Consider the following 21,797-nt stretch of genomic DNA (forward strand, 5'->3'; position numbering starts at 1 on the left):
AAGCCGCGATCTGGGCGCGCGACAATATGAGGAAGCCGCTGATCGCCTACATCGCCGGCCTTTCGGCGCCGAAGGGCCGCCGCATGGGCCATGCCGGCGCCATCATCTCGGCCTTCGGCGAGTCGGCACAGGAGAAGGTCGAGATCCTCAAGGACGCCGGCGTCGTCATCGTGCCGACGCCCGCCTCCTTCGGCGAGGTCGTGGCCGATACGCTGGCGCGGACGAAGAAGGCGGCGTGACAGCCGCGAGATGTGAAGTCTCCATCGGGTCGCCGGAAGCTTCGCGGCGACCCATCGATCGGCGAGAAATTCAATGAAACCGCGTTTGATTGTCACCCGCAGATGGCCTGCCGCCGTCGAAGCGATCCTGGCCGAGCGATTCGATACGACGTTCAACGCCAGCGATACGCCGCTCAGTCCTGCCGCAATGACTTCCGCCTTCGCGGATTATGATGCCATTCTAGCAACAGTCAGCGATCGCTTGCCTTCTGCGGTGTTTCCCGAGAGCGCCGCGCGCACCCGCATCATCGCCAATTTCGGCGTCGGCTTCAGCCATATCGACGTCGCGGCCGCCCGCGACCGCGAGATCGTGGTGACCAACACGCCGGGCGTGCTGACCGACTGCACCGCCGACCTCGCGCTCAGCCTGATACTGGCTGTAGCGCGCCGGACCGGTGAAGGCGAGCGGCAACTGCGGGCCGGAGAGTGGCGTGGCTGGTCGCCGACCCATATGGCCGGCGCGAAGGTGTCGGGCAAGACCTTGGGTATTGTCGGCATGGGGCGCATCGGCAAGGCGACAGCCAGGCGCGCGCATTTTGGCTTCGGCATGAAGATCGTGTTCTTCAACCGCTCGCCGGTCGACGATGACGAGACGCGCGCCATGGGCGCAGTGCAGATGCCGACTTTGGAAGATGTGCTCACGGCATCCGATTTCGTGTCGCTGCATTGTCCGGGCGGCACTGAAAACCGACATCTCATCAATGCTCGAAACCTGCGGTTGATGAAGCGCGGCGCGTTCTTGATCAACACTGCGCGCGGCGACGTCATCGATCAGGATGCCCTGATCGGCGCGCTGGAAAGGCGCGAGATCGCAGGCGCAGGTCTCGACGTCTTTGCCGACGAGCCGGCCGTTCCGGAGGCGCTGAAGCAGCTGGAGAACGTCGTGCTGCTGCCGCATCTCGGCAGCGCGACCGAGGAAACGCGCGTGGCGATGGGCATGAAGGTCGTGGAGAACCTGACCGCCTTCTTCGAGGGTCGCCCGGTTCCTGATCGGGTCGCCTGACTGCCGGCGTCGCCCTCGGTTCAGGACGCGGCCCCAGCGGCAATCGATGCGGACGAATCAGGAAAGCGGGTTTGGAACAGAGCAGACGCATCAACTTTCGTGAGGACGAGCGCAGCCTCTTGCTGCGCCTGCTGCTTCAGGTCGCAAGCGCGCGTGAGCCCGAAATTGCCGCCGTCTTGGCCGGACGCAGGCCGCTTGTCTCCCTCGCCGCGGAGCAGCGCATCCCGGCGCTTCAGGCGACCGGCGTATGGTTCCAGTTGCTGACGATTGCCGACGAGTTGCTTGCCATGCGGGCGCGTCGCGAACTCGAGCAAGGCGCAGGCGCCGACGAGGTGCCCGGCTCGTTGGCCAGCGTAGTCGCGCAGATGGCGGCGAACGGCAACTCGGCGGAGGAAGTCCAGGCGACGCTCGATGGGCTTTGCGTCGGGCCGACCATGACCGCGCACCCGACTGAGGCCAAGCGTGTCACGGTGCTGGAGATCCACCGCCGCATCTATCGCAAGCTGACCGAACTCGACCAGCCGCGCTGGGCGCCGCGCGAACGCGACCTGCTGGTCGCCGACCTGGAAAGCGAGATAGAGCTCCTGTGGATGACGGGCGAGCTGCGGCTGGAGCGCCCGACCGTCGAAGGCGAAATCGCCTGGGGCCTGCATTTCTTTCGCGAGGTCATCTTCGAGGCAACGCCGCAGCTCTATGGCAAGCTTCAAGGCGCCTTCGAGCGTCACTATCCGGGAGAGCCGATCAGAATTCCCTCCTTCATGCGCTATGCCTCGTGGATCGGCGGCGACCGCGACGGCAATCCAAATGTGACGGCCGCAGTCACCGCCCACGCCATGTCCGAATACCGCAATACCGCCATAGGCTGGTATCTGGCGCAGGTGCAGCGGCTGGTGACGGTGCTCAGCGCCAGCTCGAACGTCATCGACCTGCCGGCGAGCTTCAAGCCGGTGCTGCAAACGGCGCTTGATAAAAGCGGACAGGCTGACGTGATCGCCGCCCGCAACCCTGACGAACCGCTTCGCCAGTTCGCTTCGGCCTTGCTTGGCCGGTTGGTGGCCACGCGAGCCGGCGGCAAGGCGGCCTACCCCTCGGCCGACGCGTTTCGTGCCGATCTGACCGCCCTGTCTTGCGTTCTCGAAGCCATCGGAGGGCGCGCGGTAGCCAGGCGTTTCGTCCAGCCTCTGCTTTGGCAGGTCGGAAGCTTCGGCTTCCGTACGGTCTCACTCGACATCCGGCAGAACTCCACGGTCGTCAACCGGGTGTTGGCCGAGCTGTTTGCGCTGACAAATCCCGCCGAGCCGGTCGCACCCGGCACGCCGCAATGGTCGGCGCGCATTCGCGCGGCCTTGAGTGGGGGCGAGCGGCTGGAGATCGACGCCGGCCGACTCTCGCCCGAAGCAGGTGAACTGCTTTCGACATTCTCCGTCATCCGTGAGCACATCTCCGCCTCGGATGCCGACGCAGTTGGCTCATTCGTTCTCAGCATGACCCGCTCGACTGACGATCTGCTCGCGGTCTATCTGCTGGCGCAATATTGCGGACTTTCAACCGCGCCGGGTGGCGGCGGCACAATCAGGCTGCGGATCGTGCCATTGTTCGAGACCATCGCCGATCTTAAAGCCGCTCCTGGCATCCTGAGCGGATTGCTCGGCGTTTCACTGGTGCGGCAGACGGTGCGGGATTTCGGCGCGCGCCAGGAAATCATGCTTGGCTATTCAGATTCCAACAAGGACGGCGGATTCCTGGCTTCCAATTGGGAACTGGCAAAAGCGCAAAAGCGCCTCGCTGCCGTGGGGCGCAGGCACAACGTCAGGATCAGCTTCTTTCACGGCCGCGGCGGCTCGGTCAGCCGCGGCGGCGCGCCGACCGGCCGGGCGATAGCGGCACAGCCGCAAGGCACTGTCGCCAGGAGCATGCGCGTGACGGAGCAGGGCGAGGTCGTATCGTCGAAATTCGCCAACCGCGGTACAGGCCTTAACCAGCTCGAGGTTCTGGCCGCTGGCGTGCTGGCGCACAGTGTGGGATTGCTCGGTGGTTCCGAGCCGAAGGAAACACCGGAGTTCGATGAGGCGCTGGAAGCGCTGGCAGGCATGTCGCAGGCATCCTATGCCAGGTTGATGGCTGAGCCCGGCTTCCTCCATTATTTCAACCAGGCGAGCCCGGTCGCGGAACTGGCGCTCCTGAAAATGGGCTCACGGCCGGATCGCCGTTTCGGCGCCAGCGGCATTGCCGACCTGCGCGCCATTCCATGGGTTTTCGCCTGGAGCCAGAACCGCCATCTGTTGACCGGCTGGTATGGCATCGGCAGCGCGCTGAGCTCCTTCGTCACGGTGCGCGGCGAGGCCGGGCGCGAACTTCTGGCTCGCATGTTCGAGCACTCGCGCTTCTTCCGCCTGATCGTCGACGAGGCCGAGAAGACGCTTTACCAGTCGGACATGGAGATTGCGCGGCTTTACGCCGGCCTGGTGTCCGACAGCGATGCAGCCCAACGAATCTACGCCCGCATCGCCGCCGAATACGAACTGACGCGACGGCTGATCGGCGACCTCACGGGCGGCGATCTTTCGGCGCGCTTTCCGATGTTCAAGCGGCGTTTCGACAATCTGCGGCGACAGATGGACGACATTCACCGCCTGCAGGTCGATCTGCTGCGTGAAGTTCGGGCCAGTACCGGCACGGCGGACCAAAAGCGGACGACCGACGCTCTGCTCGTATCGATCAATTGCATCTCGGCCGGCCTTGGCTGGACGGGATAGGCTAGGCCCGTCTCAGGCTCGCAATACCTTTTTGTCGCGTGCGGTACTGCTCGCCCACGTATGATCGCGTAGGGCTTTCAGAGGCAATTCGTCAGGAGAGTTTTGGTGCGGTCGAGAAGACTCGAACTTCCACGGGTTGCCCCACAGCGACCTCAACGCTGCGCGTCTACCAATTCCGCCACGACCGCACGTGGTAGGAGCCGGAACCGACCGGCCCGGGGCCTGTAGCAAATCGTTTCCGGCGAAACAAGTGCGCCGTGCGGAATATTCGTCGCTGATTTGCACAACCCCTCACGAGCCGGCGGCGCACGACCGGAACTGGACGTTTTGGCCGATTGCCGCCATATAAGCGCAAATCATGCCGCCCAAGGTGCGACGCGGTTTTGGGGTCACGGCATACATAGTCGAGAACGAACAATCCATGACAGAACGCAGCCAGATCGCCACGTCGTTCCTGCCCCTTCCCGGTTCGGCGCCGGTCGAATGGGTGATCGAGCCCGGCCTTACTTCCTATCCGGACGCGCTTGCCTTCATGGAAGCGCGCGCCGAGGCGATCCGTAGCGGCGCAGCCAACGAGATGGTCTGGCTGGTCGAGCATCCGCCGCTCTACACCGCAGGCACGAGCGCCCGCATCGAGGACCTCATCGAGCCCGACCGGTTCCCGGTGTTTCCGGCCGGCCGCGGCGGCGAATACACCTATCACGGGCCCGGCCAGCGCGTGGCCTATGTCATGCTCGACCTGAAACGCCGGCGTGAGGACGTTCGCGCCTTCGTCGCCGCGCTGGAGCAATGGATCATCGGCACTCTTGCCGCCTTCAACGTGCGCGGCGAGCGGCGCGAGGACCGGGTCGGTGTCTGGGTGGTGCGGCCGGATCGCCCTGCCCTGCCCGACGGCTCGCCCGCCGAGGACAAGATCGCCGCCATCGGGATCAGGCTCAGGCGCTGGGTAAGCTTTCACGGCATCGCCATCAATGTTGAGCCGGAGCTCGGCCATTTCAGCGGTATCGTGCCTTGCGGCGTCTCGGACCATGGCGTGACCAGCCTCGTCGACCTTGGCCTGCCCGTTGCCATGGCAGACCTCGACGTCGCGCTGAAATCGGCCTTCGAGGATGTGTTCGGGCCGGCCGCTGCGCCAGTGGCGGAGCCGGCGCGCAAGGCTGGCTGATCCTCCCGCGCATACTGCGTCACATCAGCTGCGCGGACGCCCAGAGCACGCCGTAGCCGTGAATGGAAAAGACCGCCAGCAGCGCGCCGGCCATGGCCAGGCGGTCGAAGGTATGGATCGGCTTCAGCTCGTGGCGCGACTTCACGCCGCTTCCCACGGTGATGAGGCTGAGGATCGAAAACACCGCGCCGGTGACAAGCAGGAAGCTGGACGGGAACCCGGCACGCCAGCCAAGCGCCAGCAGGGCGGACAGCAGCAGGAAGGAGGCCAGCGCGAGCACAATCGGCCCCGGGCAGATCTGGCGCAGCACCTGGCCGCCGTCGAACTTCCACACCGGCACCAGATTGGCGATGTTGAACAGCGAGGCGCAGCCGGCAAGCGCCGCCAGCAGCAACGCCGGCAGACGGTGCCCTTCGCTACCGGCAAAGCCGCTGGCGGCGATCAGGACAGGCACCAGGAAAGCGGAGAAGCCGGCGCCCATCAGCGCCACGAAGGCGACCTCGAAGCGGCTGTCATAGGGCCGGCCGCCCATGGCGATGCCGCCGAGCAGCGGGATGAAGATCATCCGCGCCCGGCGATGCCCCGTCAGGCGGAACGCCGCCATGTGGCCAAGTTCGTGCAGCGCCACCACCGCGGTCAGGATCGCGGCCAGCGCCAGCCCGCCAAGGTTGAGCCCGAAGAACGGCCACAGGATGAAGGCCGAAAGCACGGCGAAGCCGATCTGGCTCACCGGATGCTCGAACCAGCCGCCCTTGCGATATGTGCCGGTCCTCGCCCAGACCTGCAGCTTAGCCAACTCGCGGCGCATGGCGAAGAAGCGGAAGATCAGGAAGGCGACGCCGCGATAGCGGTCGGTCTGCGTCAGCGTGACCCGCGTCGCACCGCCTTCGGGCGCGAGTTCCGTGGTTTCGCGATAGTTGGCCCAGAACGAGGGATCGAGCGCCGTATCCTCGATGACGCGCATCGAGAAACGGCTGCCTTCCACCACATCGTCGAACCGCGCCTTACGTTCGATCGGCCGGCCATCCCGCCCCTCCCAGGACAGTTTGATCAGCGCCGTACCCTCATTGTCTTGAGGTTCGGCGGAGAGGATTTCACCCGACCAGCCCGCATCGGCGCCGAACGGCCACAGCGCCTGCCAGAGGCGTTTGCGATCGGCCTCTATCACACGGCTGACGGTGACCGTGCGCAACCCCAGCGGCACGGTCATCAAGAGAAAGATCAGCCCGAGATTTCCGGCCACGAGGGTGACCGTGACGATGACCGACACTGCCTTTGCTCCCCATCTTCGGAAACCAGCCTAGCGGCGGCGCGGCCAAGAAAGACTTAACAAGGGGTGGGCTTTTTCCCATCCCCAGGGCGGGCCTTTTTTTGCCCGCCCGAACAACGGGGCGGGCTCTTGCCAGCCCCTGCGGCGGCGAAGCGCCTGGTCACATGGCGCCAATCCAGATCGCCATGGAAATGAGAAAGGTGCTCATGCAAACCAGCGAGACGACATCCTGAACCAGATCGGCCATAACTCTCTCCTGTTGTTAGTATGTTCGTAATTTGTTCTAATTTTGTTCGAATGTCAACGATAGCGAAGCGCCACTCCAGGCGAATCCGGCGGGCCAGTTCGGGCAGGGTTAAGGAAAGGTTGACGAGGCGAATGCCGGCCGGCCAGAGCCGACCGGGGCACGTCGAGACTCAGGTCAGGCCGAGCCGAGAATGGTGGATTCCGAGCAGGGGCGGAGCCGTCCTTAAGCTACGTGAGCACCCGCCTACGCCGGCCGTAGCCTTAAACTGCCACTCCGCTCATGAGTGCTTCGGTCGGCGAAGGCCGGAAGCGCAGGAGGCCGCCTTTCGCAGGCCGGCCTCACCTTAGTATCGACGTGCCTTAAAGCGGAACGACCTTGCCCTCGGCCAGCGTCACCCGCCGGTCCATGCGCGAGGCCAGCTCGTGATTGTGGGTGGCGATCAGCGCCGCCAGTCCCGATTGCCGCACCAGCGCCTCCAGCGCATCGAACACGTAGGAGGCGGTGGCCGGATCGAGATTGCCGGTCGGCTCGTCGGCCAGAAGCACCAGCGGCGCATTGGCGACGGCGCGCGCGATTGCCACCCGTTGCTGTTCGCCACCGGAAAGTTCCGACGGCCGGTGCTGCGCGCGCTTGCCGATCTGCATGTAGTCCAGCAGTTGCGCCGCCCGCTCGGACGCCTCCTTGGGAGGCAGCCCCTTGATCAGCTGCGGCATCATGATGTTTTCGAGCGCCGAGAACTCCGGCAGCAGATGATGGAACTGATAGACGAAGCCGATATCGTTGCGGCGGATCGCGGTGCGTTCCTCGTCGGAGAGCCGGCCGCAGGCGCGGCCGCCAAGGATCACGTCGCCGGCATCCGGGCGCTCTAGCAGTCCCGCCGTATGCAGCAAGGTCGACTTGCCCGAGCCCGATGGCGCCACCAGCGCCACCATCTCGCCGCGCCGAAGCGAAAAGTTGGCGCCGTTCAGGATGGTCAGCTTGCGCGGGCCCTGGACATAGTGCCGCTCGACGCCCTTCAGCTCGATAATGGCTTCGGCCATCACTCGTACCTCAAGGCTTCGACCGGATCGAGCCGGGCCGCCCGCCAGGCCGGGAACAGCGTGGCCAGGAACGACAGGGCCAGCGCCATGATAACCACGTAGGTGGTCTCGCGCGGGTCCATTTTGGCCGGCAGTTGGCTGAGGAAATAGAGCTCAGGGTTGAACAGTATCCTGCCGGTCATCCAAGAGAAGAACTGGCGGATCGATTCGATGTTGAGGCAGATGACGACGCCGAGCAGCACGCCGGCGATGGTGCCGGTGACGCCGATCGCCGCCCCCGTCATCAGGAAGATGCGCAGGATCGCACCGCGCGACGCTCCCATGGTGCGCAGGATGGCGATGTCGTGCCCCTTGTCCTTCACCAGCATGATGAGGCCCGAAATGATGTTGAGCGCCGCTACCAGCACAATCAGCGTCAGGATCATGAACATGACGTTGCGCTCGACCTGGAGCGCCGAGAAGAAGGTTTCGTTGCGCTGGCGCCAGTCGACGAGATCGATCGGTCGTTGCGCCGCCTGCTCGACCAGCGGCTTCAGCGCGTCGACATTGTCGGGATTGTCGACATAGATCTCGATGGTCTGCGCCCGCCCGTCCAGGTTGAAATAGAGCTGCGCCTCGGAAAACGGCATGTAGACGATCGAGCTGTCATACTCCGACATGCCGACCTCGAAGATCGCGGCCACCTTGTAGCCCTTCATGCGCGGCGTGGTGCCGAGCGGGGTGACGTCGCCTTCCGGCGAGATAAGCGTGATGGTGTCGCCAAGCACCAGCCCGAGATTCTCGGCCATGCGCTTGCCGATCGCCACGCCCTCGCCGGTGTCGAAACCGTCGAGCGTGCCCTGCTTGATGTTGCTGGAGACGATTGCGATCTTGGCGAGGTCCTCGCCGCGAATGCCGCGCACCAGCGCGCCGGCGCCGCCGCCGACATTGCCTTGCGCCAGCACCTGCCCGTCGATCAGCGGGATGGCGTATTTGACGCCTGCGACGCCGTTGATGCGGCCAGCCACCTCCGCATAATCTTCCAGTGGCGAATCCAGCGGCTGCACGATCAGATGGCCGTTGACGCCGAGGATGCGGGTCAAGAGCTCTGCACGAAAGCCGTTCATCACCGCCATGACGACGATCAGCGTCGCGACGCCGAGCATGATGCCGAGGAAGGAGATCGAGGCGATCACCGAGATCACCGTCTCCTTGCGGCGCGAACGCAGGTAGCGCCACGCCACCATGCGCTCGAAGCCTGAAAAGGCGCCCGCCGGCGATCTGGCCGCTGCCGCCGCCTCGCTCATCAGGCGATACCCAGGCGCTTCTTGGCTTCCGCGATCGGCAGCGTCTCGCGCTCGCCGCTGCGGCGGTTCTTGATCTCGACCTCGCCGGCGGCCACGCCGCGCGGGCCGACGATCACCTGCCAGGGCAGGCCGATCAGGTCGGCGGTTGCGAACTTGCCGCCGGGCCGCTGGTCGGTGTCGTCATAGAGCACGTCCTTGCCGGCCGAAGTCATCGCAGCGTAGAGCTCGTCGCAGACGTGGTCGCAGTCGGCGTCGCCCGCCTTCATGTTGATCAGGCCGACATCGAACGGCGCCACGGCTTCCGGCCAGATGATGCCGTTCTCATCATGGCTCGCCTCGATGATCGCCGCGACCAGTCGCGACGGGCCGATGCCGTAGGAGCCGCCCGAAGCGAAATGATCCTTGCCGTCGGGCCCGGTCACCTTGGCGCCCATCGGCTTGGAATATTTCTCGCCGAAATGGAAGATATGACCGACCTCGATGCCGCGCGCCGAGAGCCGGTCGCCTTCAGCGACGTTCGCCCAGGCCGCTTCGTCATGCATCTCGTCGGTGGCGGCGTAGGGGGTCGTCCACGTCTTCACGATGCCGCCGATCTCCGCATCGTTGGAGAAGTCGGTGTCCGCGCCAGGCACGTCGAGCGACAGATAGGCGCGGTCGCAGAACACCTGGCTCTCACCGGTGTCGGCCAGGATGATGAACTCGTGGCTGAGGTCGCCGCCGATCGGGCCGGTGTCGGCGCGCATCGGAATGGCCTGCAGCCCCATGCGCGTGAACGTCCTGAGATAGGAGACGAACATGCGGTTATAGGCTGCTCTCGCGCCTTCATAATCGAGATCGAAGGAGTAAGCGTCCTTCATCAGGAACTCGCGCGAACGCATGACGCCGAAGCGCGGACGCACCTCGTCGCGGAACTTCCACTGGATGTGGTAGAGGTTGAGAGGCAGGTCCTTGTAGGACTTGACGTAGGCGCGGAAAATCTCGGTGACCATTTCCTCGTTGGTCGGACCATAGAGCATGTCGCGATCCTGGCGATCCTTGATGCGCAGCATCTCCTTGCCGTAATCGTTGTAGCGGCCGCTCTCGCGCCAGAGGTCCGCCGACTGGATCGTCGGCATCAGGATTTCCAGCGCGCCTGCCCGGTTCTGCTCCTCGCGGATGATCTGGCAGACCTTGTCAAGCACGCGCTTCCCGAGCGGCAGCCAGGAGAAGCTGCCCTGCCCCTGCTGGCGGATCATGCCGGCGCGCAGCATCAGCCGATGCGAGACGATTTCGGCCTCGCGGGGGTTTTCTTTGAGAATAGGCAGGAAATAGCGCGACAAACGCATGGACTGGTCCGTGAATGAAAAAATGGCGGCGCGGAGAATCGCCGCAACCGAGGCTGCTTGCCCGGGCTTAATAGCCATTTCATGGCCGAATGGAAACCCGAGCAGCCAAAGTGTGGCGGCCTTCTGCACCCGATCAAAGGGCCTGCCCAGACCGCAAAATGCCGATTACCTCAATTTGATCGATTCACAAGCAAGCCCTGCTCCACTATTGTGCAGTGCAGCACGATATTGCCCGTTTGGAGGCAAAATTCTTCGTGACATGTTCACCTACGTTGGTCTAGTGTGCGCCGATAACCGAGAGGGCGGAGAAAAATCTGCTCTCCTACGCGGTCAAAGTCTTGGGAGGATGCGATCTAGGCGCGGTAACTCGCTGCCGCCGGACACCGGAAACGGATCGGACGCGTTTAAATTGCAAGGCCTCGTGCCTTGCATTTTTTTTGTGCAATCATCTGCTTAGCACGACAAGCTGCCAAACAGCTCTACCTCGCGTCAGCCCTTGAAATCGGAAGCCGGCTTCCGATTTCAACCAAAACGCGCGTTCTCAGTTCAATACTTGCGAAGGACTGTATAGGACTTTTAGCGGCTGTCACTTTGACTAAAGTCCGGCACGATGTGCGGGATGTCGTCGAAGCCGAAGCCAAGCCCCTTCGTCAAGCCGTAGAAAGTGCCAATGACAATGGCGGTGACGATCGTCGTGCGAATCGCAGCGCGCAGCATATGCGGTCCACGCGGCGCGCTCGACACCGTGCCGAGCGTCACGTCCTTGTCCTCATCCTGCGTGCGCAGGCTGAACGGCAGCACGGCAAACAGCACCAGCCACCATGTGACGAAGAACAGCGCGACAAATGAAACCCAGTTCATGCCTGCTCCAGTTCGACCAGCGTGCCGAAGAAGTCCTTCGGGTGCAGGAACAATACCGGCTTGCCGTGCGCGCCGGTCTTCGGATTGCCGTCGCCGAGCACGCGCGCGCCGCTCGCCTTGAGATGATCGCGCGCGGCAAGGATGTCATCGACCTCGTAGCAGACGTGATGCATGCCGCCGGAAGGGTTCTTCTCCAGGAATGCCGCAATCGGCGAGGCATCGCCCAACGGCTCCAGGAGTTCGATCTTGGTATTGCCGACATCGACGAACACCACTGTCACGCCATGTTCCGGCAGCGCCTGTGGCGCACTCAGCCGGGCGCCCAGCGTGTCGCGATAGGCCGCGCTCGCCGCGGCCAGGTCCGGCACGGCAAGCGCGACATGGTTCAGGCGTCCGAGCATATGCGCTCCGCTTTTAGGGGAGTAGGCAGTGGGCCATAGGCAGTAGGGACCTACAAAAATCCATCGCCTTTCCTATCGCCTACTGCCTAGTCCCTACTCCCTCATCTTGTGACGAACACCGTCACCAGCGGCTTCTTGCCCCAGGCTTCGTTGGCGGCGCCGCGCACGGCACGGCGCACGGCCTCCTGCACCAGGTCGAGGTCTTTTCGGCGCTGGCGCGGGATCGAGTCCACCGCGCCGATTGCCGCATCGAGCATCAGGTCTTCCAGCGTCTCGCCGCTGGCGTCGGCCTCGGCGACGCCGATCGCCACCAGATCCGGGTCGCCGGCAAGCTCGTATTTGTCGTCGAGCACGACATTGACCGCAACATGGCCGGCGAAGGACAGCTTGCGCCGGTCGCGTATGCCCATCTCCTGGTCGCTGCCGATCAGGAAACCATCCTTGTAGAGGCGGCCGAACGGCACCTGGTCGATGATCGTGGCGGGACCGGGCCAGAGCCTCAGCATGTCGCCGTCGCGCACCTGCGCCACCTGCCCGATGCCCGACATCGACATCAGCGAGCCCTGCGCGACCAGATGCGCCGCCTCGCCATGCACCGGCACTCCGATCTGCGGCCGCACCCATTCATACATCTTGCGCAGCTCGCTGCGACGCGGGTGGCCGGAAACATGCACCAGCGCGTCGCCGTCCTCGATGATTTTCATGCCGAGGTCGATCAGCCGGTTCTTGATCTCGAGGATCGCCTTCTCGTTGCCGGGAATGGTGCGTGAGGAGAACACCACTGTGTCGCCGGCCGTCAGCGCCACCGATTTCATCTCGTCGCGCGACAGCTTCGCCAGCGCGGCCAGCGGTTCGCCCTGGCTGCCGGTGCAGATGATCACCAGGTTCTCGCGCGGGATGAAGCCGTAGTCCTCCTCGGCGATGAACTCCGGCAAGCCATCCATGTAGCCGAGCTCGCCCGCGACGTCGATGACGCGCTTCAACGAGCGGCCGAGCACCAGGCACTGGCGGCCGGCATCGCGCGCCGCCCTGGCGATCGAGACGATGCGCCCGACATTGGAGGAGAAGGTGGTGACCGCGACCCGACCCTTGGCATTCTCGATGACGCCCTTCAGGCCCTCGCCGACCGCCACTTCCGAAGGCGACTCGCCTTCCCTCAGCGCATTGGTTGAATCGCAGATCAGCGCCAGCACGCCCTTGTCGCCATAGGCGCGGAAACGCGCCTCGTCGGTCTTCGGGCCGATCGTCGGCGCCGGATCGATCTTCCAGTCACCGGTATGGATCACCGTGCCGGCCGGTGTGGTGATCGCCAGCGACATCGGCTCGGGGATCGAGTGCGCCACCGGAATGGCCTCGATCTCGAACGGCCCGACGGTGAACTTCTCGCCGGCCCGGTAGATCGATGCCGGGATTTTCGGCGCATTCTGCTCGCCCTGCCGCTTGGCCTCCAGCAGCCCGGCGGTGAAGGGCGTCATCCACACCGGCGCTTTGAGTTTCGGCCAGATATCGAGCAGCGCGCCGTAGTGATCCTCATGCGCATGCGTGATGACGATGCCGCGCAACCCGTCGAGGTTCTCCTCGATGAAGCGCGTATCGGGCAGGATGAGATCGACGCCCGGATGCGCGGTGTCGGGAAATGTGACGCCGACATCGACGACGATCCATTCGCGCGCGTCCGCCGGCCCGTAGCCATAAAGGGCGAAGTTCATGCCGATCTCGCCGACGCCGCCAAGCGGCGCAAACACGAGTTCGGCGTTTTCTCTATTCGCCATGAATTCTTCCCTTCCTGGCCGGTCGGGCCAAGCCAATCAACCCCGCGCCGATGCGACCGCGCCGAAATGCACGTCGCCGGCCGCGATCGTCAAAACAGATCCGTCATCGTCGCGGATCACGAAACGGCAGTCCTCGTCAATGGTCTCGAAGACGCCACGCACCACATTGCCGTCAATTCTGACAGCAACCTCGCCGCCGAGCCCGGCCGCGCGCGCCAGCCAGCGCTTCCTGACCCCGCTAAGCCCGCGCCCGTCGTCCCACAATCTGGCATTCTCGCTCCAGGCGTCGGAGAGCGCCAGGAACAGCGTTTCGGCATCGCAATTGGCGCCCAGCGCCTTGAGCGATGTCGCCGGATACGGCAAATCCTGCGGGTAAGCCACCACATTGACGCCTATGCCGACGGCGACGGCAAAGCGTCCGCCTTCGAGCATGGCCGATTCCAGCAGGATGCCGGCGAGCTTGGCGCCGGAAGCGAGCACGTCGTTCGGCCATTTCAGCTCGAAGCGGTTTCGCCCTTCGCCACCGCCGTCCAGGCCAACGGCGATCCGGCCTTGCGGAACGATGGCGTCGAGTGCGTCGGCCAGAGCAAGGCCGGCGACGAAGCCGAGCGTCGCTGCAAGCCTCAGCTCGCCGCCAGGAACCAGAAGCAGCGTCGCCGCAAGATTGCCCTCGGGCGTCGCCCAAGCGCGGCCGCGCCGACCGCGTCCACTTTCCTGCCTCTTCGAGACCACCCAGAGCTTGCCGGGATCGCCGGCGCGCGCATGCTCGAGCGCTAGCGCGTTGGTCGAGCCGACGCTGTCATGGGCCTCGAGCCGGAACCCCTCCGACGCCGCGGTTGGAGCCAGCCGAAATGCCATCCCGTCAGAAGAACGTTTTTGCGGCGACTTCGGCATAGCTGCCGATCGGCCCGCCGATCAGCACATAGAACAGCACGAAGGCGCCGCTGACGCCGAGCACGAGGCGAAGCTCGCTTGCCATCGGCACGAAACCGCCGACCGGCTCGTCGAACCACATGATCTTGATGATGCGCAGGTAATAGTAGGCGCCCACCACCGAGGCCAGCACACCGATGATCGCCAGCGCGTAGAGATGCGCGTTGATGGCGGCGAGGAACACGTACCACTTCCCCCAGAAGCCGGCGAGCGGCGGAATGCCGGCCAGCGAGAACATCAGGATGGTGAGGATGGTAGCCATGATCGGATTGGTCGAGGCAAGGCCTGCGAGATCGCCGATCTGCTCGACATTGCCCTCCTTGCGCCGCATGGCGAGGATGAAGGCAAAAGTGCCGAGCGTCATCACCAGATAGATCAGCATGTAGATCGCCACGCCGCGCACGCCTGCCTGGCTGTTGGCGGCAAGGCCGACCAGCGCATAGCCCATATGGCCGATCGAAGAATAGGCCATCAGCCGTTTGATGTTGGTCTGGCCGATGGCGGCAAAGGCGCCCAGCGCCATCGAGGCGATCGAGATGAAGACGACGATCTGCTGCCAGTCGGCGGCGATCGGCTTGAAGGCGCCCATGGTAACGCGCACGATCAGCGCCATTGCCGCCATCTTCGGCGCCGCCGCCAGGAAGGCGGTGATCGGCGTCGGCGCACCCTCATAGACGTCGGGCGTCCACATATGGAACGGCACGGCGGAGATCTTGAAGGCAAGGCCGGCAAGCACGAAGACAAGGCCGAAGACAAGGCCGAGCTGCCGTTCGCCGCTGCCCAGCGCCGTCGCGATCTCGTGGAAGCCGGTGTTGCCGGTATAGCCGTAGACGAGGCTGATGCCGTAGAGCAGCATGCCCGACGACAGCGCGCCGAGGACGAAATATTTGAGACCCGCCTCGGTCGAGCGGAGATTGTCGCGGTTGATCGCCGCCAGCACATAGATCGCCAGCGACTGCAGCTCGAGCCCGAGATAGAGCCCGATCATGCCGTTGGCCGAGATCATCAGCATCATGCCGAGCGTGCAAAGCAGGATCAGCACCGGATATTCGAACTTGTCGAAATGCTCCTGCCTGGCAAAGCGCATCGACATGACGAGCGTCACCACCGAGCCGATCAGCGCCAGCATCTTCATGAAGCGGCCGAAAGAGTCCTGGACGAAGGCGTTGCCATAGGCAGCACCCTCGCCGCCGGAGGAAGCCAGCCACAGGCCGGCGATGACAAGCACCGCGACCGCAAGCCCGGTCACCGTCATCGTGTTGTTGGAGCGCGAATAGGCGCCCACCATCAAAAGCGCCAGCGCGCCGATGGCGAGGATCAGCTCCGGCGTCGAGAGCGAAAGGCTGGAGAGAAGGTCCGGCGTCATGGTTTTTCCCCAGTCAGTTCGCCGCCGCGGTCTGCGCGGAATTGATGGATGCGGTGACGTTGGTGACGAGCGCCTTGACCGATTGCGTCGTGGCGTCGAACACCGGCGCCGGATAGACACCGAAGAAGATGACCAGCACTACCAACGGGTAGATGATCGCCTTCTCGCGCGGCGACAGGTCGAGCAGGTTCTTCAGGCTTTCCTTGGTCAGCGCGCCGAAGATCACCCGGCGGTAGAGCCAGAGCGCGTAGGCCGCCGACAGGATGACACCGGTGGCCGCGAAGAACGCCACCCAGGTGTTGACCCGGAACACGCCGAGCATGGTCAGGAACTCACCAACGAAGCCGCTGGTGCCCGGCAGGCCGACATTGGCCATGGTGAAGATCATGAACGCGGTGGCGTATTTCGGCATGTTGTTGACCAAGCCGCCATAGGCGTCGATCTCGCGCGTGTGCATGCGGTCATAGATGACGCCGACGCACAGGAACAGCGCGCCGGAGACCAGGCCGTGGCTGAGCATCTGGAACATCGCGCCCTGCACGCCTTCCTGGTTCATCGCGAAGATGCCCATGGTGACGAAGCCCATATGGGCGACCGAGGAATAGGCGATCAGCTTCTTCATGTCCTCCTGCATCAGCGCCACCAGCGAAGTGTAGATGATGGCGACGACGGAGAGCGTGAAGATCAGCGGCGCGAATGTCTCCGACGCCAGCGGGAACATCGGCAGCGAGAAGCGCAGGAAGCCGTATCCGCCCATCTTCAAGAGGATGGCGGCGAGGATGACCGAGCCGGCAGTCGGCGCCTCGACATGCGCGTCTGGCAGCCAGGTGTGCACCGGCCACATCGGCATCTTCACCGCGAAGGAGGCGAAGAAGGCGAGCCACAGCCAGGTCTGCATGTTGGCCGGGAAGTTATGCGTCAGAAGCGTTGTGATGTCGGTGGTGCCGGACTGGAAGAACATCGCCATGATGGCGAGCAGCATCAGCACCGAGCCGGCGAGCGTGTAGAGGAAGAACTTGAACGATGCATAGACGCGCCGCTTGCCGCCCCAGACGCCGATGATGATGAACATCGGGATCAGGCCGCCCTCGAAGAAGACATAGAAGAGCACGATGTCGAGCGCGCAGAACACGCCGATCATCAGCGTCTCGAGGATCAGGAAGGCGATCATGTAAGCCTTGACCCGCTTCTCGATCGCCTCCCAGGAGGCGAGGATGCTGAGCGGCATCAGGAAGGTCGTCAGGATGACGAACAGCATTGAGATGCCATCGACGCCCATATGGTAGGAAATGCCCGAATCCAGCCAGGCGTGCTTCTCGACGAACTGGAAGCCGGCCTGCGAATTGTCGAAGCCCTTCCAGATGAACAGTGAAATTACGAAGGTGAACGCCGTCGTGATGAAGGCGATCGAGCGGATGTTGCGGCGCGCGTTTTCGCTGTCGTCGCTGATCGGCAGAATGAGCAGAACACCAACCAGCGGCAGGAAGGTGACCAGCGAGAGGATTGGCCAGTCGGTCATCAGAGCATCATCCAGGTGACGAGAGCGGCCACGCCGATCAGCATGGCGAAGGCATAGTGGTAGAGATAACCGGTCTGCAGCTTGACGACCCGGTTGGTGACGTCGACGACGCGCGCCGAAATGCCGTCGGGACCGAGGCCATCGATGATCGCGCCGTCACCAGTCTTCCACAGGAACCTGCCGAGGCGCTTTGCCGGCCGCACGAACAGGACGTCGTAGAGCTCGTCGAAGTACCATTTGTTGAGCAGGAAGCCGTAAAGCAGGCGATGATTGGCGGCGACGCTCCGCGGCAGTTCCGGCGAGCGGATATAGAACTTCCAGGCGACCGCGAAGCCGATGACCATGGCGATGAACGGCGCCAGTTCCACCCACAGCGGCAATTCGTGGATCTCGTGCAGGATGTGGTTCTCCGGCAGCGTGAACAGCGACGCCTTCCAGAATTCGCCATAGCCCTCGCCGATGAAGGCGCCGTGGAATATGAGGCCGGCAAAGAGCGCGCCGGCCGCCAGCACATAGAGCGGCACCAGCATCACCGGCGGCGATTCATGGACGTGATGCATGACCTCGTGGCTCGCGCGCGGCTCGCCGTGGAAGGTCATGAAGATCAGCCGCCAGGAATAGAAGCTGGTGAAGCAGGCGGCGATCACGAGCAGGATGAACGCGAAGCCGGCGACTGCATTGTGGCTGGCAAAGGACGTCTCGATGATGGCGTCCTTGGAGAAGAAGCCGGCGGTGCCGATGACTGTCGCCGGGATGCCGACGCCGGTCAGCGCCAGCGTGCCGACCACCATCATCCAGTAGGTCTTCGGGATCAGCGTTCTCAACCCGCCCATCTTGCGCATGTCCTGCTCATCGGAGACGGCATGGATGACCGAGCCCGAGCCAAGGAACAAAAGCGCCTTGAAGAAGGCGTGCGTGAACAGGTGGAAGATCGCCGCGCCATAGGCGCCGACGCCGAGCGCCACGAACATGTAACCGAGCTGCGAGCAGGTCGAATAGGCGATGACGCGCTTGATGTCGTTCTGGACCAGACCGACAGTGGCGGCGAAGAAGGCGGTGACGGCGCCGATGAAGGTGACGACGGTGAGCGCCGAATGCGACAGCTCGAACAGCGGCGAGAGCCTCGCCAGCATGAAAACGCCGGCCGTCACCATGGTCGCGGCATGGATCAGCGCCGAGACGGGTGTCGGGCCTTCCATGGCGTCGGGCAGCCAGGTGTGCAGCGGCACCTGCGCCGACTTGCCCATGGCGCCCATGAAGAGCAGCAGGCAGACCACCGTCAGCGCCGTGTGCTTGTCGAGCGCATGGCCGAGAAAGGTCAGCACCGCGGCCCCCTCCGGCGCGCCTTCGGCCGGGAGGAAGGAGGCGGCATTTGCAAAGACCGTGCCGAGATTGACCGAGCCGAACAGCACGAAGACGCCGAAGATGCCGAGCGCGAAGCCGAAATCGCCGACGCGGTTGACGACGAAGGCTTTGATCGCCGCGGCGTTGGCGGAGGGCTTCTTGTACCAGAAGCCGATCAGCAGGTAGGAGGCGAGGCCGACACCTTCCCAGCCGAAGAACATCTGCACAAGGTTGTCGGCCGTCACCAGCATCAGCATCGCGAAGGTGAAGAGCGAAAGATAGGCGAAGAAGCGCGGCCGGTCCGGATCGTGGTGCATGTAGCCGATCGAATAGATGTGGACCAGCGCCGACACCGTGTTGACGACGACCAGCATCACGACCGTCAGCGTGTCGATCCTCAGCGCCCAGGCGGCATCGAGCCCGCCGGCCTGGATCCAGCGCAGCACCGGCACGGTGAACACCTCGCCGTGGCCGAAGCCGACAGTGAAGAAGGCGATCCACGACAGCACCCCCGCGATCACTAGGAAGCCGGAGGTGATGTATTCGGATGCCTTGGCGCCGAGCGAGTTGCCGAACAGGCCGACAATCAGGAAGCCGAGCAGCGGAAGGAAGACGATGGCCTGGTACATGGTTGTTCCCGTCAACCCTTCATCTGGTTCACGTCTTCGACCGCGATCGAGCCGCGGTTGCGGAAGAAGACGACAAGAATGGCAAGTCCGATCGCGGCTTCCGCCGCGGCGACCGTCAGCACGAACAGGGCGAACACCTGCCCGACAAGGTCATGCAGCGCCGCCGAGAAGGCGACGAAGTTGATGTTGACCGCAAGCAGGATCAGCTCGATCGACATCAGGATGACGATGATGTTGCGGCGGTTCAAAAAGATGCCGAACACGCCGAGCGTGAACAGGATCGCCGATACGGTGAGATAATGCGCGATGCCGACGACCATCTCAGATGCCCTCGCCCGACTTGACCTTGCGGATTTCCATGCCCGTCGCCGGCGTGCGGCCGACCTGGGCGGCGATCGACTGCCGCTTGACGCCTTCCTTGTGGCGCAGGGTCAGCACGATGGCGCCGATCATGGCGACCAGGAGCACGAGGCCGGCGATCTGGAAGTAGTAGAGGTAGTCCGTGTAGAGGATGTCGCCGAGCGCGGCCGTGTTGGAGCGCGTGGCGAGGTCCGGCGTTGCCTTCGCCACCGTCGAGGCAAGCTGCGGCGCGAAGCTGTAGCCGCCCAGCACGACGATCAGCTCCGCCGCCAGGATCAGCCCGACCAGCGCGCCGATCGGCGCATATTGCAGCGCGCCCTGCTTCATCTCGGCGAAGTCGACGTCGAGCATCATGACGACGAACAGGAACAGCACCATCACCGCGCCGACATAGACGACGAGCAGGATCATCGCCAGGAACTCGGCGCCCGTCAGCATGAACAGGCCGGCGGCATTGAAGAAGGTGAGGATCAGGAACAGCACGGAATGCACGGGATTGCGCGACGAAATGACCATGAAGGCCGACGCCACCGCGACAAAGGCGAAGAGGTAGAAAAAGGCCGCCTCTAGTCCACTCAGCATGGGGTTCCCCCGGGTTCCTGTCCGAACAATGGGCTCAGCGCCGCTGCTCGATGTCGCCGCCGCCTCCGGCTGGCAAAGTTGCGTTTCCTTAGACGAGGCCCCTCGCCCCGTCCATGCGTCAAATGTCAGCGATAGGGCGCGTCCAGCGCGATGTTGCGCGCCAGTTCCCGCTCCCAGCGATCGCCGTTCGCGAGCAGCTTTTCCTTATTGTAGTAAAGCTCCTCGCGCGTCTCGGTCGCGAATTCGAAATTCGGCCCCTCGACGATGGCGTCGACCGGGCAGGCTTCCTGGCAGAAGCCGCAATAGATGCACTTCACCATGTCGATGTCGTAGCGCACGGTGCGCCGCGTGCCGTCGTTGCGGCGCGGGCCCGCCTCGATGGTGATCGCCTGCGCCGGGCAAATCGCCTCGCAGAGCTTGCAGGCGATGCAGCGCTCCTCGCCGTTGGGGTAGCGGCGCAGCGCGTGCTCGCCGCGGAAGCGCGGGCTCACCGGCCCCTTCTCGTGCGGATAGTTGATCGTCTCCTTCGGCGCGAAGAACTGGCGCATCGACAGGAAGAAGGCGCTGACGAAATCCTTCAGCAGCAGCGCCTTTGCGGCTTGGCCAAGAGCGGACATCACGCAAACCCCGTGATCTTGAGGAAGGCCGCGGTGGCAACCACCATGAACAGCGAGATCGGCAGGAACACCTTCCAGCCCAATCGCATCAGTTGGTCGTAGCGGTAACGCGGCACGAATGCCTTCACCATCGAGAACATGAAGAAGACCAGGCAGACCTTGAGCACGAACCAGATCAAGCCCGGCACCCAGGTGAAGGGCGCGAAGTCGAACGGTGGCAGCCAGCCGCCCAGGAACAGAATGGTGGCCAACGCGCACATCAGGACGACGGCGACATATTCGCCCAGGAAGAAGAGCAGGAACGGCGTCGAGGAATACTCGACCATGTGGCCGGCGACGAGTTCCGATTCCGCCTCCACCAGATCGAAAGGCGGACGGTTCGTCTCGGCCAGCGCCGAGATGAAGAAGACGACGAACATCGGGAACAGCGACAGCCAGTGCCAGTCGAGGAAGGTGTTGGGCAGGCCGAGCCTGGTGCCGAGGCCATCCTGCTGCGACATGACGATGTCGGAGAGGTTGAGCGAGCCGACGCAAAGCAGCACCGTGACGATGACGAAGCCGATCGAGACCTCGTAGGACACCATCTGCGCGGCCGAGCGCAGCGCGCCGAGGAACGGATATTTCGAATTCGACGCCCAGCCGCCCATGATCACGCCATAGACCTCCAGCGAGGAGATGGCGAAGACATAGAGAATGCCGACATTGATGTTGGCGATCGCCCAGCCGTCATTGACCGGAATGACGGCCCAGGCCGAGATCGCCAGCACCGCCGACACCAGCGGCGCAAGAAGGAAGACGCCCTTGTTGGCGCCGGACGGGATCACCGGCTCCTTGAAGACGAATTTCAAAAGGTCGGCGAAGGCCTGCAGCGTGCCCCAGGGACCGACGACGTTCGGGCCGCGGCGCAGTTGCACCGCCGCCCAGATCTTGCGGTCGGCATAGAGCACATAAGCCACGAAGATCAGAAGAACGACGATCAGCACGACCGACTTCAACAGGATCAGCAGCGCCGGCAGAACGTAGAAGGAGAAGAAGGTGTCCAT

General features: G+C 63.9%; 18 protein-coding genes, 1 tRNA gene and 1 pseudogene. 4 read left to right on the forward strand and 16 right to left on the reverse strand.

Annotated elements, in window-relative coordinates; translation table 11 throughout:
* The 3 genes and pseudogenes from EN853_RS05815 to EN853_RS05825 form a co-directional block, all read left to right on the forward strand.
* Positions 1–239: pseudogene (locus EN853_RS05815) on the forward strand (succinate--CoA ligase subunit alpha); the annotation flags it as partial.
* Positions 240–312: 73 nt separating this feature from the next.
* On the forward strand, positions 313–1,281 hold the full coding sequence (locus EN853_RS05820) for a D-glycerate dehydrogenase (RefSeq protein ID WP_127858842.1): 969 nt from the start codon (positions 313–315) through the stop codon (positions 1,279–1,281).
* 71 nt (positions 1,282–1,352) lie between these two features.
* Positions 1,353–4,037: a phosphoenolpyruvate carboxylase gene (locus EN853_RS05825; RefSeq protein ID WP_127858841.1), complete on the forward strand. Its 2,685-nt coding sequence runs from the start codon at positions 1,353–1,355 to the stop codon at positions 4,035–4,037.
* Positions 4,038–4,140: 103 nt separating this feature from the next.
* Here the strand turns inward: EN853_RS05825 and EN853_RS05830 are convergent.
* A tRNA-Leu gene (locus EN853_RS05830) sits at positions 4,141–4,225 on the reverse strand.
* Positions 4,226–4,458: 233 nt separating this feature from the next.
* Between EN853_RS05830 and lipB the strand changes: the two genes are divergently transcribed.
* The gene (gene lipB / locus EN853_RS05835; RefSeq protein WP_127858840.1) at positions 4,459–5,202 is read left to right on the forward strand and encodes a lipoyl(octanoyl) transferase LipB; all 744 of its coding nucleotides are present in this window, start codon (positions 4,459–4,461) and stop codon (positions 5,200–5,202) included.
* 19 nt (positions 5,203–5,221) lie between these two features.
* Here lipB and EN853_RS05840 read toward each other — a convergent pair whose 3' ends face one another.
* The 15 genes from EN853_RS05840 to nuoH form a co-directional block, all read right to left on the reverse strand.
* Positions 5,222–6,472 (reverse strand): SRPBCC family protein, encoded by a 1,251-nt coding sequence (locus EN853_RS05840; RefSeq protein ID WP_127858839.1) that lies wholly within the window; start codon positions 6,470–6,472, stop codon positions 5,222–5,224.
* Positions 6,473–7,078: 606 nt separating this feature from the next.
* Positions 7,079–7,759 (reverse strand): ABC transporter ATP-binding protein, encoded by a 681-nt coding sequence (locus EN853_RS05845; RefSeq protein ID WP_127858838.1) that lies wholly within the window; start codon positions 7,757–7,759, stop codon positions 7,079–7,081.
* The gene (locus EN853_RS05850; RefSeq protein WP_127858837.1) at positions 7,759–9,045 is read right to left on the reverse strand and encodes a lipoprotein-releasing ABC transporter permease subunit; all 1,287 of its coding nucleotides are present in this window, start codon (positions 9,043–9,045) and stop codon (positions 7,759–7,761) included. Before EN853_RS05850 ends, EN853_RS05845 begins: the two co-directional genes overlap by 1 nt.
* The gene (gene proS / locus EN853_RS05855) at positions 9,045–10,370 is read right to left on the reverse strand and encodes a proline--tRNA ligase (RefSeq protein ID WP_127858836.1); all 1,326 of its coding nucleotides are present in this window, start codon (positions 10,368–10,370) and stop codon (positions 9,045–9,047) included. The genes EN853_RS05850 and proS overlap by 1 nt, the downstream gene beginning before the upstream one ends.
* A gap of 576 nt (positions 10,371–10,946) precedes the next feature.
* On the reverse strand, positions 10,947–11,231 hold the full coding sequence (locus EN853_RS05860) for a DUF1467 family protein (RefSeq protein WP_127858835.1): 285 nt from the start codon (positions 11,229–11,231) through the stop codon (positions 10,947–10,949).
* Positions 11,228–11,632: a methylmalonyl-CoA epimerase gene (gene mce / locus EN853_RS05865; RefSeq protein ID WP_127858834.1), complete on the reverse strand. Its 405-nt coding sequence runs from the start codon at positions 11,630–11,632 to the stop codon at positions 11,228–11,230. The genes EN853_RS05860 and mce overlap by 4 nt, the downstream gene beginning before the upstream one ends.
* Before the next feature lie 101 nt (positions 11,633–11,733).
* Positions 11,734–13,404: a ribonuclease J gene (locus EN853_RS05870; RefSeq protein WP_127858833.1), complete on the reverse strand. Its 1,671-nt coding sequence runs from the start codon at positions 13,402–13,404 to the stop codon at positions 11,734–11,736.
* A gap of 36 nt (positions 13,405–13,440) precedes the next feature.
* Positions 13,441–14,262: a biotin--[acetyl-CoA-carboxylase] ligase gene (locus EN853_RS05875; protein ID WP_127858832.1), complete on the reverse strand. Its 822-nt coding sequence runs from the start codon at positions 14,260–14,262 to the stop codon at positions 13,441–13,443.
* Between the two features lie 4 nt (positions 14,263–14,266).
* Entirely contained in the window at positions 14,267–15,703 is a 1,437-nt protein-coding gene (gene nuoN / locus EN853_RS05880) for an NADH-quinone oxidoreductase subunit NuoN (RefSeq protein ID WP_127858831.1), read from the reverse strand.
* Between the two features lie 13 nt (positions 15,704–15,716).
* The gene (locus EN853_RS05885) at positions 15,717–17,222 is read right to left on the reverse strand and encodes an NADH-quinone oxidoreductase subunit M (protein ID WP_127858830.1); all 1,506 of its coding nucleotides are present in this window, start codon (positions 17,220–17,222) and stop codon (positions 15,717–15,719) included.
* On the reverse strand, positions 17,222–19,195 hold the full coding sequence (gene nuoL / locus EN853_RS05890; protein ID WP_127858829.1) for an NADH-quinone oxidoreductase subunit L: 1,974 nt from the start codon (positions 19,193–19,195) through the stop codon (positions 17,222–17,224). The genes EN853_RS05885 and nuoL overlap by 1 nt, the downstream gene beginning before the upstream one ends.
* Before the next feature lie 11 nt (positions 19,196–19,206).
* Positions 19,207–19,515, reverse strand: coding sequence for an NADH-quinone oxidoreductase subunit NuoK (gene nuoK, locus EN853_RS05895; protein WP_066998791.1), 309 nt, complete (start codon positions 19,513–19,515; stop codon positions 19,207–19,209).
* Position 19,516: 1 nt separating this feature from the next.
* Positions 19,517–20,137: an NADH-quinone oxidoreductase subunit J gene (locus EN853_RS05900; RefSeq protein WP_127858828.1), complete on the reverse strand. Its 621-nt coding sequence runs from the start codon at positions 20,135–20,137 to the stop codon at positions 19,517–19,519.
* Positions 20,138–20,262: 125 nt separating this feature from the next.
* Positions 20,263–20,754, reverse strand: coding sequence for an NADH-quinone oxidoreductase subunit NuoI (gene nuoI / locus EN853_RS05905; protein WP_127858827.1), 492 nt, complete (start codon positions 20,752–20,754; stop codon positions 20,263–20,265).
* On the reverse strand, positions 20,754–21,797 hold the full coding sequence (nuoH, locus tag EN853_RS05910; RefSeq protein ID WP_127858826.1) for an NADH-quinone oxidoreductase subunit NuoH: 1,044 nt from the start codon (positions 21,795–21,797) through the stop codon (positions 20,754–20,756). The genes nuoI and nuoH overlap by 1 nt, the downstream gene beginning before the upstream one ends.

The sequence above is a fragment of the Mesorhizobium sp. M1C.F.Ca.ET.210.01.1.1 genome (genome assembly GCF_004791585.1).
In the GTDB taxonomy this organism is placed as follows: domain Bacteria; phylum Pseudomonadota; class Alphaproteobacteria; order Rhizobiales; family Rhizobiaceae; genus Mesorhizobium.

Bases quoted from the DNA above. Each gene is read 5' to 3' on its own strand.
- nuoH (WP_127858826.1), bottom strand. From the start codon at position 21,797: ATGGACACCTTCTTCTCCTTCTACGTTCTGCCGGCGCTGCTGATCCTG.
- EN853_RS05885 (WP_127858830.1), bottom strand. From the start codon at position 17,222: ATGACCGACTGGCCAATCCTCTCGCTGGTCACCTTCCTGCCGCTGGTT.
- lipB (WP_127858840.1), top strand. From the start codon at position 4,459: ATGACAGAACGCAGCCAGATCGCCACGTCGTTCCTGCCCCTTCCCGGT.
- EN853_RS05870 (WP_127858833.1), bottom strand. From the start codon at position 13,404: ATGGCGAATAGAGAAAACGCCGAACTCGTGTTTGCGCCGCTTGGCGGC.
- EN853_RS05900 (WP_127858828.1), bottom strand. From the start codon at position 20,137: ATGCTGAGTGGACTAGAGGCGGCCTTTTTCTACCTCTTCGCCTTTGTC.
- nuoK (WP_066998791.1), bottom strand. From the start codon at position 19,515: ATGGTCGTCGGCATCGCGCATTATCTCACCGTATCGGCGATCCTGTTC.
- nuoI (WP_127858827.1), bottom strand. From the start codon at position 20,754: ATGTCCGCTCTTGGCCAAGCCGCAAAGGCGCTGCTGCTGAAGGATTTC.
- EN853_RS05850 (WP_127858837.1), bottom strand. From the start codon at position 9,045: ATGAGCGAGGCGGCGGCAGCGGCCAGATCGCCGGCGGGCGCCTTTTCA.
- EN853_RS05820 (WP_127858842.1), top strand. From the start codon at position 313: ATGAAACCGCGTTTGATTGTCACCCGCAGATGGCCTGCCGCCGTCGAA.
- nuoL (WP_127858829.1), bottom strand. From the start codon at position 19,195: ATGTACCAGGCCATCGTCTTCCTTCCGCTGCTCGGCTTCCTGATTGTC.
- EN853_RS05845 (WP_127858838.1), bottom strand. From the start codon at position 7,759: ATGGCCGAAGCCATTATCGAGCTGAAGGGCGTCGAGCGGCACTATGTC.
- mce (WP_127858834.1), bottom strand. From the start codon at position 11,632: ATGCTCGGACGCCTGAACCATGTCGCGCTTGCCGTGCCGGACCTGGCC.
- proS (WP_127858836.1), bottom strand. From the start codon at position 10,370: ATGCGTTTGTCGCGCTATTTCCTGCCTATTCTCAAAGAAAACCCCCGC.
- EN853_RS05860 (WP_127858835.1), bottom strand. From the start codon at position 11,231: ATGAACTGGGTTTCATTTGTCGCGCTGTTCTTCGTCACATGGTGGCTG.
- EN853_RS05875 (WP_127858832.1), bottom strand. From the start codon at position 14,262: ATGGCATTTCGGCTGGCTCCAACCGCGGCGTCGGAGGGGTTCCGGCTC.
- nuoN (WP_127858831.1), bottom strand. From the start codon at position 15,703: ATGACGCCGGACCTTCTCTCCAGCCTTTCGCTCTCGACGCCGGAGCTG.